Below are 13,050 nucleotides of genomic sequence, written 5' to 3'. Positions count from 1 at the left end.
ATTATGAACAAGCGCAGAGGAGCCGTTTTTGCTTATTTAACGAGGGTTATCGTGGCAGGAGAAGCCTGCTCGAAGGCCCGTTCAAGGATTTCCAGGTTGGTCAGAACGTCAGATTCCTTGACGTAATTCGCCGTGCCGTTTGTGAGGGTCTCAAACAGCGCATCGTAGACGCGGCCATAGTCGCCAGTTTCCGGCTTCAGCGTTTCTTTGACCGTCACGCCCTCATCGTTCACATACTCCAGCACGCCCACGGAATCGTCCGCCGCAAAGCCAGGTTGACCGGGCATGATATTGGCCTTCAGGCTGGTCTCCTGCTGGTCGATACCGTATTTGATAAACGAACCTTTAGTGCCGTGAACGATAAATTTCGGGTAGTCGATCTTCACCAGGTGGCTGGTTTTGACGATAGCTTTAAGGTCGCCGTAGAACAGCTGCGCTTCAAAGGTATCGTCCGGATTGGCTTTGTTGCGCAGGCTGCGAATGTCATACGCCACGTGGTCCGGTCGGCCAAACAGGGAGATGATCTGGTCCATGGTGTGCACGCCCAGACCATAGAACGAACCATCCTGCGGCAGTCCGGGTTGCGTTTCCGCCACAGGACGGTAGTAATCGAAGTGGCTTTCGATTTCCACGATGTCGCCCAGCTTGCCGCTTTCAATCGCCTTTTTCGCCGTCAGGAAGCAGCTGTCAAAGCGCCGGTTCTGATACGGCGTGACGGTCAGGCCTTTACTTTTCGCCAGCGCGAACAGCTCTTTCGCTTCGGCGATGGTCGGGGTAAACGGCTTTTCTACCAGCACGTTTTTGCCCGCATTGAGCGCGCGTTTGGCATAGTCAAAATGGCTGTCAGCGTGGGTGCAAACAACCACCAGATTGACCAGCGGATCGTTAAGCACCTCATCGAGATCGCTGGTGAAGTGGATGTGGGAGTACTGCGGAGATTGCTCTTCCGGCTTCGCGTGGCGGCGGTAGATATGGGCCACATGCCAGCTGTCTTTACGGTTGAGGACATACGGCAGGTGATAGCGGGTGGTGCTTTTACCAAATCCAATAAATGCGCAATGTAGTGTCATGGCTCAGTCCTTTTGGAAGGTTACTGAGTCTAACCATAACAAAAAAAAAGCCAGCTAAAAGCTGGCTAAAGTAATACTGGAAGCAATGTGAGCAATGTCGTGCTTTCAGGTTCCCGTAGCGGTCTTCCTGAATGCAGAGCAATAATAATCATTCTCATTCGCACTTGTCCAATACTTTTTGCAAAAAATAGCGGTTGACTCAAATTTTAAAGTCATTGATGTTGGAAGGGACTTTTAACTGACTGAGGAACAAGGAATGAGTGAGATAGTGATACGCCATGCGGAACCGAAAGATTATGACGCCATTCGTCAGATCCACGCCCAGCCGGAGGTGTACCACAACACACTACAGGTTCCTCATCCGTCTGAGCAAATGTGGCAAGAACGACTCACCGACCAGCCCGGCATTAAGCAACTGGTCGCCTGTATAGATGGTCATGTCGCTGGGCATCTGTGCATCGCCGTCGCGCAACGCCCACGCCGCAGCCATGTGGCTGATTTTGGGATTTGTGTCGGCGCGCAGTGGCAAAACCGGGGCGTTGCCAGCGCGCTGATGCGCACCATGATTGATATGTGCGATAACTGGCTGCGCGTTGACCGCATTGAGCTGACGGTGTTTGTCGATAACGAACCGGCGATTGCGGTGTACAAAAAACACGGGTTCGAAATTGAAGGCACCGGCAAGCGCTATGCCCTGCGCAACGGCGAGTATGTGGATGCGTATTATATGGCGAGAGTAAAGTGACACACTGCCCTCTCCCCTATGGGGAGAGGGTTAGGGTGAGGGGAATAATCAATACCCCGCCGACAAATCATCCACCGACCGCGGATCTGATGCGCCAAACAGCGCTCCGTCCGGCCCCACCATAATGCTCTGGGTGCTGCCCATCGCCTCTTTCACCGCCACCTTCTGCCCACGCTGCTCAAGCAGTTTAATGGTGTCCGGGCTAAAGCCCTTCTCGACGCGCAGCTCGTCCGGCAGCCACTGGTGGTGGAAACGCGGGGCGTTAGTGGCTTCGGCGACGTTCATCCCAAAGTCAATGCTGTTCACCACCATCTGCAATACTGTGGTGATAATTCGGCTGCCGCCCGGGCTGCCGGTTACCAGCCAGGTTTTGCCTTCTTTCACAACAATGGTGGGCGACATGGACGACAGCGGACGTTTCTTCGGCCCTACCGCATTCGCATCGCCGCCGACCAGCCCGTAGACGTTCGGCACGCCCGGCTTGGCGGAGAAGTCATCCATCTCGTTGTTCAGCAGAATGCCACTGTTGCCCGCCACAATCCCGGTTCCGAAGGTGGTGTTGAGCGTATAGGTCACCGCCACCGCGTTACCGTCTTTATCCACCACCGAGAAGTGGGTGGTCTGGTTGCTTTCATACGGCGCCAGCTTGCCGGGGCGGATCTCGCTCGACGGTTTGGCCTTGTTGATGTCGATCTGATCGGCAATGGATTTGGCATACGCCTTGTTGGTCAGCGCCTGCCACGGCACCTTCACGAAGTCCGGATCGCCGAGATATTCTGAGCGGTCGGCATAGGCGCGTTTTTCCGCTTCCGCCATTATTTGCATGGCATCCGCGCTGCCAAAGCCGAACTTGTGCATATCGAAGTTTTCAAGAATGTTGAGGATCTGCACGATGTGAATGCCCCCGGAAGACGGCGGCGGCATGGAGAACACCTCGTAGCCGCGGTAGGTGCCGCTAATCGGCTCGCGCTCCACCGCCCTGTAGTCCGCCAGATCCGCTTTGGTGATGAGCCCGCCGTTCTTCTGCATCTCTTCCGCAATCTGGTCGGCAATCGCCCCTTTGTAGAAGGCGTCCGGACCGTGCTCCGCAATCAGCTCCAGGCTTTTAGCGAGGTTTTTTTGCACCAGCTTATCGCCCTTCTTCAGCGGTTCACCGTCTTTCCAGAAGATGGCCTTGCTGTTTTCGTGATTCGGAATGACTTCGCTACCGTAGGTTTTGAGGTCGTCTGCCAGCGCGTCATTCACCATAAAGCCCTCCCGCGCCAGCTTGATGGCAGGCTGAACAACCTTGTTCAGCGGCATCGTGCCGTATTTTTCCAGCGCCAGCGAGAAGCCCGCAACGGTGCCCGGCGTGCCGGACGCGAGATGCGAGGTCAGGGATTTTTTACTGTCAGGGTTGCCCTGGTCATCAAGGAACATGTCCCGTGACGCCTGAGAAGGCGCCATTTCACGGAAGTCGATGGCGGTGGTTTTCCCGTCTTTGGTGCGCAGCATCATAAAGCCGCCGCCGCCCAGGTTCCCCGCCTGCGGATGCGTTACCGCCAGCGCGTAGCCGACGGCGACCGCGGCATCCACCGCGTTACCGCCCTGTCTGAGAATATCGACGCCCACGCGGGTCGCCAGCGCATCCACGGATGCCACCATGCCGTGGGTTGCCCGCACGGGATGAAAAACATCTTCCTCCACGCCGTAAGAGACCGGAGGCGCCGCGGGCGGGTTCGCCGCCACGCTAAATGTACCGCCAGCCATCAGCGCGGCGAGGGCGACCCAGCGCAAAAACGTTGGTTTCATCATTATTGTTCTCCAGGTGAAGGGATCCATATTCCCCGCTTAAGCCTGGTTCACAACTCCTAAAAAATCATCGTCATGGTGAAATCAGGGTAAACTTAAGAGAGACCTCAAGAGGAGGAAATGACAATGAAACGCTTATTGATTCTTACGGCGCTGATCCCCTATGCCGCGCTCGCACAGCCCCTCAACACCATGAATAACCCGAATCAGCAGGGTTACGTCATCCCGAGCCAGCAGCGTATGCAGACCGAGATGATGAGCCAGCAGCAGCAGCAAAAAGGGATGCTGAATCAGCAGCTGAGAACGCAGACCCAGGTGCAGCAGCAAAGCCTGCAAAATCAGATGAACGCCAACACCCAGCGCGTGCAGCAGGGCCAGGTGCGCGAGCAACCGTTGCCAAATAAAAACGGCGGGATGTTAGGGGGAATGACGTCGTCAGGTAGCGGACAGCAGCATATGCTGCCGCCGCAGTCGAATGGCAGTATGCTTAATCCGCAGAACTAAAGTCCGGGCCGATCAGGTCGATTGCATCGGTGCAGATGCTGTCCACCCCCCAGCGCAGCAGTTCGGCCGCGCGCTGGGGTTTATTGACGGTGTAAACCAGAATATGCAGACCCGCGTCCTTCAGCATCTTCACCCGCGCCTCATCCAGCAGCTTGTGGTTGAGATGAATAGAGACGCACGCTAAGCGCGTCGTCAGCTCGCGCCAGTCCTCGCGCCACTCGTCAAGCAGCAGCCCGCGCGGCAGCTCCGGTACGGCCGCCTGTGCCGCTTCCAGTGCGTCAATTTCAAACGAGGAGAGCAGCGGCGCGGTCATCCCTTCCCACAGCTCGCGCGCGGCAAGGGCAATCACTTTGCCGGTCAGCGGCCCGGTGCCGGTGGTCGGTTTGATTTCGATATTGGCCATCATGCCGTGCTGGCGACAGCGATCGGCTACTTCCGTCAGCAGCGGCAGTGGTTCGCCTTTGAATTCGCCGCTGTACCAGCTTCCGGCGTCGACTTTCAGCAGATCGCGCCACGGCAGCTCGCCCGCCACGCCCCAGCCGTTGCTGGTGCGTTCGAGGTTATCGTCATGCAGCAGGAAAATTTCGCCGTCTTTCGACAGCTTGGCGTCGAACTCGATCATCGTGTGACCGTAGCGCGCGCCGACGTCAATCGCCGCCAGCGTGTTTTCCGGCGCCAGCTTACCGCCGCCCCGGTGGGCGACGACATGGGGATAAGGCCAGTTGCTCATACTCGTTGTCCTGTTTCACCGTCAAACAGGTGCAGATGATTTTCCGGCAGGTGCAGCCACAGCGTGCTGCCTGCTTTAGGGCGCTCCTGATGCGCCAGACGCACCACCATCTTTTGCTCGCCCCAGCGCCCGTGCGCCAGGTTATCTGCACCCAACATCTCCAGCGTGTCCATCACCAGCGGCACGCCGCCTTCCGCCTGAGAGGTTAAACCGATATGTTCCGGGCGGATACCGAGCGTCATCTTACGCCCGGCGTAGCCACGATAGTACCAGTTGATTGGCAATGCCATCCCGCTTTCCAGCTCAAAGTGCGAGCCCGCGCTGCTGATACGCCCTTCCAGCAGGTTCATCGCCGGGCTGCCGATAAAGCTCGCCACAAAGCGGGTAGTCGGTTTCTCATACACTTCCACCGGGGTACCAATCTGCTCGGCAACGCCTTTGTTCATCACCATCACGCGCTGGGCGAGGGTCATGGCTTCGACCTGATCGTGGGTAACGTACAGCGAGGTGGTTTTCAGACGACGGTGCAATTGCTGCAGCTCAAGACGCATCTGCACGCGCAGCTTGGCGTCGAGGTTAGAGAGCGGCTCGTCGAACAGGAATACCGCCGGATCGCGCACGATGGCGCGCCCCATCGCTACGCGCTGGCGCTGGCCGCCTGAGAGCTCGCGCGGGCGGCGCTTGAGCAGGCCGTCCAGCTCCAGAATGCGGGCGGCTTCTTTCACGCGCTCCTCGATATGGCCTTTGCCCATGCCGCGGATTTTCAGCCCCCAGGCCATGTTCTCCTCCACGCTCATGTGCGGGTAGAGAGCGTAGTTCTGGAAGACCATCGCGATACCTCTGTCTTTCGGCTCCATCTCGGTGACGCGCTGGCGGTCAATCCAGATGTCCCCGGAGGTCACGCGCTCCAGCCCCGCCACCATGCGCAGCAGGGTGGATTTGCCGCAGCCGGACGGGCCGACCATCACGATAAACTCCCCGTCCGCCACGTCGAGCGTCAGCGGCTGGATCACCTGGGTTTTGCCGTCCCAGCTTTTGGTTACTGCCTGAAGTTTTAAACCTGCCATCTTATTTCTCGCTATCGACCAGGCCGCGGACAAACGCGCGCTGCATGGCTAAAACAATGACTACGGGTGGGATAAGGGTGAGCAGCATCGCCGCCATCACCTGGTTCCAGAGGGTGGTGCCTTCGCCGGTGGCAATCATGCCTTTGATGCCCGCCACGGCGGTGCCAAGATTGACGTCCTGAATAATCAGCAGCGGCCACAGGTACTGGTTCCAGCCGTAGATAAAGGTGATCACAAACAGCGCCGCAAGGTTGGTTTTCGACAGCGGCAGCACGATGTCGCGGAAGAAGCGCATCGGTGAGGCGCCGTCGATGCGCGCCGCTTCAATCAGCTCGTCCGGCAGGGTCATAAAGAACTGGCGGAACAGGAAGGTGGCGGTCGCCGAGGCCATCAGCGGCAGGGTTAAGCCCGCGTAGCTGTCGAGCATCTTCAGGTTGGCGATCACCTCCACCGTCGGGAAGATACGCACCTCAACCGGCAGCATCAGCGTGATGAAGATCATCCAGAAGAAGAGGTTACGCAGCGGAAAGCGGAACCAGACGATGGCGAACGCCGAAAGCATCGACACCGTAATTTTGCCGACCGTAATGCCAAACGCCATGATGAAGCTGTTGAGCATCATCAGCCAGAACGGCGCGCTGTTGGCGCCCACGCCCTGGGTCCAGATGGTCTTCATGTTCTCGAAAAGATGCGTGCCTGGGATCAGCGTCATCGGCGTATCGAACACCGCTTTGGTGTCCAGCGTGGCGGCGACAAAGGCCACGTACAGCGGGAAGAGGATGACGATGATCCCTAAAATCAGCATGGTATGGCTGAAAATCGTCAGCCCGCGACGGTTCTCAATCATTGGTAGCGCACCTTACTTTCGACATAGCGGAACTGCACCACCGTGAGGATGATGACGAGGAACATCAGCACGACGGACTGCGCGGCAGAGGCCGAGAGATCCAGCCCGGCGAAGCCTTCGCGATAGATTTTGTAAATCAGCGTGGTGGTCGCCTGCACCGGGCCGCCTGCGGTGGCCGCATCGATTACCGGGAAGGTGTCGAAGAAGGCGTAAACGAGGTTAACCACCAGCAGGAAGAAGCTCACCGGGGCGATCAGCGGCAGCGACAGCCTGAAGAAGCGACGAATCGGTCCTGCGCCGTCAATCGCGGCGGCTTCCACCAGCGAACGCGGAATGGACTGCAGCGCGGCAAAGAAGAACAGGAAGTTATAGCTAATCTGCTTCCACACCGAGGCGAACACCACCAGGAACATGGCCTGGCCGCTGTTCTGGGCGTGGTTCCAGTCGTAGCCGAACTCAGCCAGGAAGTGGGTAATCAGCCCGCGACCGGGGTTAAACAGGAAAATCCACAGCACGGCGGCGACGGCGGGCGCCACGGCGTAAGGCAGCAGCATCAGGGTCTGATACAGGCGGCTGCCGCGCACCACGTAATCGACCAGCGCGGCGAAAAACAGCGAGGCAACAAGGCCGCTGACGGTGACCAGCGCGCTGAACTTAATTGTCGTCCAGAAGGAGTCCAGGTAGTAGCTGTCATGAAATAGCGCGGTAAAGTTGTCCAGGCCAACAAACTGGCTGGAAAGCCCAAACGGATCGACGCTTTGTACCGAGTACCACAGCGCTTCGCCCGCAGGCCAGATAAAGAAGATAACGGTGATGACCAGCTGCGGCGCGACCAACAGGTACGGCAGCCAGCGGGAACGGAACACCGGACGGGATGATGACATAGGTTAGCTCTGTAGGTATTCCCCCCTCACCCTAACCCTCTCCCCAGAGGGGAGAGGGGACTGCACGGAGCCGTCTTTTCTCCCTCGCCCCTATGGGGAGAGGGCCGGGGTGAGGGGCAGGTTTGAATTACGATTTGGTCGACTGCTCAAAGCGACGCAGCAGCTGATTCCCGCGCTCTACCGCGGAATCCAGCGCCTGCTGTGGCGTTTTCTTACCGGTCCAGACGCTTTCCAGCTCCTCATCCACAATGGTGCGGATCTGCGGCATGTTGCCCAGGCGCAGGCCTTTGGTGAACGGCAACGGCGGCTTGTTCAGCATCTGACGCGTCGCGATGTCTGCACCCGGGTTCTTGCTGTAGAAGCCCTGCTCGCGGGTCAGGTCGTACGCGGCTTTGGTGATCGGCAGGTAGCCGGTTTTCTGGTGCCATTCGGCGGCGTTTTCCGGCTTCGCCAGGAAGTCGAGGAACTCGGCTACGCCTTTATAGGTGCCCTTGTCTTTACCCTGCATCACCCACAGGCTCGCCCCGCCGATGATGGCGTTCTGCGGCGCGCCCTTCACGTCGGCGTCGTACGGCATCATGCCCACGCCGTAGTTGAATTTGGCGTAGTGACGGATGTCCGCCAGAGAGCCGGACGAGGCGGTGGTAATGGCACAGTCGCCGTTGTAGAACTTCTCGGTGGATTCGTCTTTACGCCCGAAGTAGCTGAAGTCGCCCTTCTTGTTCAGATCGGCAAGCAGCGCAATGTGCTTCACCTGCTCCGGCTTGTTGAACTCCAGTACCGCATCGGTGCCGTCGAAGCCGTTGTTTTTGGTCGCAACCGGCAGGCCGTGCCAGGCGCTGAAGTTTTCAATCTGGATCCAGCCCTGCCAGCCGCTAGCGTAGCCGCACTTCATTCCCGCCGCTTTCAGCTTCGCGGTGTATTCGGCCAGGTCCTGCCAGGTTTTTGGCGGCTGCTCCGGGTCTAAGCCGGCTTTTTTGAATGCGTCTTTGTTGTAGTACAGCACCGGCGTAGAGCTGTTAAACGGCTGGGACAGCAGATGGCCGGTTTTGGAATCGGTGTAGTAACCCGCTACGGTCGGTACAAACTGGGATTCATCGAAGTTGATACCCGCTTCTTTGAATACTTCATAGACCGGCTTGATGGCTTTGGAGGCCATCATGGTGGCAGTGCCCACTTCATAAACCTGTAACAGTGCAGGCGCGTTGCCGGTACGGAAGGCAGCGATGCCCGCGCTCAGGCTCTGCTCGTAGTTGCCTTTGTACACCGGCACAATTTTGTAATCCGGGTGGGTGTCGTTGAAACGCTGCGCCAGGGAGTCAACTTCTTTACCCAACTCCCCTTCCATGGAATGCCAGAACGGAATGGTCGTCACAGCCATTGCATTCGTCGCAAAAGCCAGACCCAGTGCCAGACCCAAAGCTGTGTGTCGTAACGATGTCATTGTCATCTCTCTTATTGTGCCGGATGCGCGATATCACGCGTTTTATGCTCGCGAGGTAACATGACATGTTCGAATGACAGAAAAATAACTTTTTGTTTACAGATAAGTGACAGCCAGGCGTCAGGGGGATGATGGTTGTGTGAAGGGGTTTAGGTGAAAAAGCCGGGTGGCGGCTTCGCCTTACCCGGCCTGGTTGATACCGTAGGCCCGATAAGCGTAAGCGCCACCGGGCGATACAGACGACTCAGCCGCCCAGATACGCGCTCCGCACCGCTTCGTTCGCCAGCAGCGCGTCGCCGGTGTCTTCCAGCACTACGCGGCCGTTCTCCAGCACGTAGCCACGGTCAGCCAGCTTCAGCGCCTGGTTGGCGTTCTGCTCGACGAGGAAGATGGTCATCCCCTCTTTGCGCAGCTGCTCAATGGTGTCGAAAATCTGCTGGATGATGATCGGCGCCAGACCGAGCGACGGCTCGTCCAGCAGCAGGAGACGCGGCTGGCTCATCAGCGCGCGGCCTATCGCCAGCATCTGCTGTTCACCGCCGGACATGGTGCCCGCACGCTGAATGCGACGCTCCCACAGGCGCGGGAAGAGTTCGTACACCCACTTGATGCGGGTCTGGTATTCATCGCGGTGGGCGAAGAACCCACCCATCGCCAGGTTCTCTTCCACCGTCATACGCGAGAACACGCGGCGCCCTTCCGGAACAATCGCCACCGCCTCGCGCATGATTCTGGCCGTCTGCCAGTCGGTAATGTCCTTACCATCGAACACAATCCGCCCGCTGGTGGCGCGCGGGTCGCCGCACAGGGTGCCGAGCAGCGTGGTTTTACCGGCGCCGTTGGCGCCAATCAGGGTCACGATTTCACCCTGATTGATATGCAGGCTGACGTCGTGCAGCGCCTGGATCTTGCCGTAGTGCGCGTTGACCTTGTCGAACGTTAACATCGCTTTTTCCATCTTATGCCTCACCCAGGTATGCGCGGATCACGTCCGGGTTGTTGCGGATCTCTTCCGGCGTGCCGTTTGCCAGCGGCGTACCCTGGTTAACCACGTAGATACGGTCGGAAATGCCCATTACCAGCTTCATGTCGTGCTCAATCAGCAGAATGGTGGTGTCGTGGTGATCGCGCAGCTCGGCAATCAGCTCGTCCAGCTCTTTGGTCTCTTTCGGGTTGAGGCCCGCCGCCGGTTCGTCGAGCATCAGGATTTCCGGCTGGGTGACCATGCAGCGCACAATCTCCAGACGACGCTGGTCGCCGTAGGCCAGATTGCTCGCCTGGCGGTTAGCGTGCTGCAGCAGGCCAATTCGGTCGAGCCAGGTGGCGGCGCGATCGAGCGCTTCATCCTGGGCGCGGCGGAAGGCCGGGGTTTTCAGCAGGCCGGAGAACAGCCCGGTTTTCAGCTGCTGATGCTGTGCCACCAGCAGGTTCTCAATCACCGTCATCTCGCGGAACAGACGCACGTGCTGGAAGGTACGCACCACGCCCATGCGGGCAATCTGCTGGCCCGGCAGCCCTTCAAGGTGCTTGTCGCGCAGCATGATGGTGCCGCCCGTCGGCTTGTAGAAGCCGGTCAGGCAGTTAAAGACCGTGGTTTTCCCCGCGCCGTTCGGGCCAATCAGGGAGACAATCTCTTTCTTGTGAAGATCCAGTGACACATTGTTGACCGCCAGCAGGCCGCCAAAACGCATCATCAGACCGTTAACGGATAATAATGGCTGACTCATGCCTGCTCTCCTTTCGCTTGCCCGTTCTTCAGCTTCAGCTGTGGACGGGTCATCGGCAGCAAGCCCTGCGGACGCCAGATCATCATCAGCACCATCAAACCACCCAGCATTAACATGCTGTATTCGTTAAAGTCGCGCATCAGCTCGCGCGAAACCACCAGCAGGATGGCCGCGAGGATAACGGCGAACTGCGAGCCCATCCCGCCGAGCACCACAATCGCCAGCACAAAAGCGGATTCGGCAAAGGTGAACGATTCCGGGCTGACGAAGCCCTGACGCGCGGCAAACAGCGTCCCGGCGAAACCGGCAAACGCGGCGCTGATGGTGAACGCGGTCAGCTTGATGCGTGTCGGGTTCAGGCCCAGGGAACGGCAGGCGATCTCATCCTCGCGCAGTGCTTCCCACGCGCGGCCCAGCGGCATGCGCAGCAGGCGGTTAATCACGAACAGGGTGATCACCACCAGCAGCAGCGCTACCAGATAGAGCCAGATCACGCGGTCGGACGGGTCATACTTCACGCCGAAGAAGTTACTGAAGGTATCCCAGCCGCCTTCGCGGGCGGTACGGCTGAACTCCAGACCGAAGAAGGTCGGTTTCGGGATCTGGCTGATGCCGTTCGGGCCGCCGGTCACTTCGGTGTTGTTCAGCAGCAGGATACGGACGATTTCACCGAAGCCTAAGGTCACGATCGCCAGGTAGTCACCGCGCAGGCGCAGCACCGGGAAGCCAAGCAGGAAACCGGCTGCGGCGGAGACCAGCCCCGCCAGCGGCAGACAGGTCCAGAAGCCGAGGCCGTAATAGTGGTTCAGCAGCGCGAAGGTGTAGGCGCCGATGGCGTAGAAGCCGCCGTAGCCAAGCACCAGCAGGCCAGATAGCCCCACCACCACGTTCAGACCAAGACCAAGAATCACGTAGATCATGGTCAGGGTAGCGATATCTACGGTTCCACGAGACACCACGAACGGCCACGCCACGGCGGCCACCAGCAGCGCCACGAGGAACAGCTTCTGCTTAACGGTTGACCCGTCGATGGCCGGCAGGACGAATTTCGGCCCGGAGACGTTTTTCAGCGACTTCTGGAACAGCGGACGCAGCAGCTGGAACAGGAATACCACGGCAGTGCCGATAAACACCCACTGCCAGCGGATATCGGGGGCGGTATCCACCACCAGCTTCGTCCCGTCCAGACCTAACTGGACGCCCATAAAAACGCCCGCCAGCACGAAGAACATGGCGGCAGAGAGCAGCGCCATTGCAAAATGCATCGGTTTCATACTTTCTCTACCTCCGGACGGCCCAGAATGCCGGTAGGCATGACCAGCAGAACCAGAATCAGCAGGGCAAACGACACCACGTCTTTATATTCCGTGCTCAGATACGCCGAGGAGAGCGCTTCCGCCACGCCCAGGATCAGGCCGCCGATCATCGCCCCCGGAATACTGCCGATACCGCCCAGAACCGCCGCGGTGAAGGCTTTCATCCCGGCCATAAAGCCGATGTACGGGTTGATCACGCCGTAGAACTGGCCGAGCAGCACGCCTGCGACGGCCGCCATCGCGGCGCCAATCACGAAGGTCAGGGCAATCACGCGGTCGGTGTTGATGCCGAGCAGGCTCGCCATCTTCAGGTCTTCTGCGCAGGCGCGGCAGGCGCGTCCCATCCGCGAGTAGCGGATGAACAGCGTCAGGGCAAGCATCGCAATAAAGGTCACGACCCAGATAACCAGCTGCATGGTGGTGATAGAAGCCGAGAAGTTTTCACTGGCCCCCACAATCCACTGGCCGTTAAACAGGCTTGGCAGCGCCACGTCGCGCGAGCCTTCGGTCAGGCCGACGTAGTTTTGCAGGAAGATCGACATCCCGATCGCGGAAATCAACGCAATCAGACGCTTGGAGCTGCGTACCGGCCGGTAGGCCACGCGCTCGATGCTCCAGCCGTAGGCGCTGGCAATCACAATCGCGCCAACAAACCCGGCGGCGACCAGCAGCCAGCTGCTGTCGATGCCCATCATCATAAGGGCAGCAATAATCATAAAGGAGACATAGCTACCGATCATGTAGACCTCGCCGTGGGCGAAGTTGATCATGCCGATAATGCCGTAAACCATCGTATAGCCGATGGCGATCAGCGCGTAGGTGCTTCCCAGCGTAACGCCGTTAAACATCTGCTGCAGGAAATAGAGAAACTGCTCGGACATATGCAAACCTTTTTATACCCGCCCGTCAGTCCGGGCGGTGGGAT

The 13,050-nt window shown here is 58.7% G+C and carries 13 protein-coding genes; 2 read left to right on the top strand and 11 right to left on the bottom strand.

Going from position 1 to position 13,050, the window contains the following annotated elements; all coding sequences use genetic code 11:
• Positions 1-32: 32 nt before the first annotated feature.
• The gene (locus KGP22_RS01345; RefSeq protein WP_223580983.1) at positions 33-1,070 is read right to left on the bottom strand and encodes an oxidoreductase; all 1,038 of its coding nucleotides are present in this window, start codon (positions 1,068-1,070) and stop codon (positions 33-35) included.
• Between the two features lie 256 nt (positions 1,071-1,326).
• On the opposite strand from KGP22_RS01345, the gene yhhY reads away from it, so the two are divergent.
• Complete coding sequence (yhhY, locus tag KGP22_RS01340; protein WP_223580981.1) at positions 1,327-1,815, top strand: N-acetyltransferase; 489 nt, start codon at positions 1,327-1,329, stop codon at positions 1,813-1,815.
• 48 nt (positions 1,816-1,863) lie between these two features.
• On the opposite strand, the gene ggt is transcribed toward yhhY, so the two are convergent.
• On the bottom strand, positions 1,864-3,609 hold the full coding sequence (gene ggt / locus KGP22_RS01335) for a gamma-glutamyltransferase (protein ID WP_223580980.1): 1,746 nt from the start codon (positions 3,607-3,609) through the stop codon (positions 1,864-1,866).
• A 123-nt stretch (positions 3,610-3,732) separates the two neighbouring features.
• Here ggt and KGP22_RS01330 point away from each other — a divergent pair, with 123 nt between their 5' ends.
• Entirely contained in the window at positions 3,733-4,110 is a 378-nt protein-coding gene (locus tag KGP22_RS01330) for a DUF2756 family protein (RefSeq protein ID WP_223580979.1), read from the top strand.
• On the opposite strand, the gene ugpQ is transcribed toward KGP22_RS01330, so the two are convergent.
• From ugpQ to livH, 9 genes are all read right to left on the bottom strand, one after another.
• Positions 4,094-4,840, bottom strand: a complete 747-nt coding sequence (ugpQ, locus tag KGP22_RS01325) for a glycerophosphodiester phosphodiesterase (RefSeq protein WP_104949664.1) — start codon at positions 4,838-4,840, stop codon at positions 4,094-4,096. The genes KGP22_RS01330 and ugpQ overlap by 17 nt on opposite strands.
• Positions 4,837-5,907 carry a sn-glycerol-3-phosphate import ATP-binding protein UgpC gene (locus KGP22_RS01320; protein WP_223580978.1) on the bottom strand — a complete coding sequence of 357 codons (1,071 nt, stop codon included), beginning with the start codon at positions 5,905-5,907 and terminating at the stop codon, positions 4,837-4,839. Before KGP22_RS01320 ends, ugpQ begins: the two co-directional genes overlap by 4 nt.
• 1 nt (position 5,908) lies before the next feature.
• The gene (ugpE, locus tag KGP22_RS01315; protein ID WP_013099125.1) at positions 5,909-6,754 is read right to left on the bottom strand and encodes a sn-glycerol-3-phosphate ABC transporter permease UgpE; all 846 of its coding nucleotides are present in this window, start codon (positions 6,752-6,754) and stop codon (positions 5,909-5,911) included.
• Complete coding sequence (gene ugpA / locus KGP22_RS01310) at positions 6,751-7,638, bottom strand: sn-glycerol-3-phosphate ABC transporter permease UgpA (protein ID WP_013099126.1); 888 nt, start codon at positions 7,636-7,638, stop codon at positions 6,751-6,753. Before ugpA ends, ugpE begins: the two co-directional genes overlap by 4 nt.
• Positions 7,639-7,765: 127 nt before the next feature.
• A complete protein-coding gene (gene ugpB, locus KGP22_RS01305; protein ID WP_023310025.1) occupies positions 7,766-9,082 on the bottom strand; it encodes a sn-glycerol-3-phosphate ABC transporter substrate-binding protein UgpB in 1,317 nt (438 codons plus the stop codon).
• A gap of 244 nt (positions 9,083-9,326) precedes the next feature.
• Positions 9,327-10,040 carry a high-affinity branched-chain amino acid ABC transporter ATP-binding protein LivF gene (livF, locus tag KGP22_RS01300; protein ID WP_008500102.1) on the bottom strand — a complete coding sequence of 238 codons (714 nt, stop codon included), beginning with the start codon at positions 10,038-10,040 and terminating at the stop codon, positions 9,327-9,329.
• Between the two features lies 1 nt (position 10,041).
• On the bottom strand, positions 10,042-10,809 hold the full coding sequence (gene livG, locus KGP22_RS01295) for a high-affinity branched-chain amino acid ABC transporter ATP-binding protein LivG (RefSeq protein ID WP_024906698.1): 768 nt from the start codon (positions 10,807-10,809) through the stop codon (positions 10,042-10,044).
• Positions 10,806-12,083, bottom strand: coding sequence for a branched chain amino acid ABC transporter permease LivM (livM, locus tag KGP22_RS01290; RefSeq protein WP_045909161.1), 1,278 nt, complete (start codon positions 12,081-12,083; stop codon positions 10,806-10,808). The genes livG and livM overlap by 4 nt, the downstream gene beginning before the upstream one ends.
• Positions 12,080-13,006 carry a high-affinity branched-chain amino acid ABC transporter permease LivH gene (gene livH / locus KGP22_RS01285; protein WP_223580974.1) on the bottom strand — a complete coding sequence of 309 codons (927 nt, stop codon included), beginning with the start codon at positions 13,004-13,006 and terminating at the stop codon, positions 12,080-12,082. The genes livM and livH overlap by 4 nt, the downstream gene beginning before the upstream one ends.
• Positions 13,007-13,050: the final 44 nt, after the last annotated feature.

The organism is Enterobacter sp. JBIWA005 (genome assembly GCF_019968805.1).
Lineage (GTDB): Bacteria > Pseudomonadota > Gammaproteobacteria > Enterobacterales > Enterobacteriaceae > Enterobacter > Enterobacter vonholyi.
The sequence above is the reverse complement of the archived record's forward strand: the minus strand, read 5'-3'. Positions and strand labels throughout refer to the sequence as shown.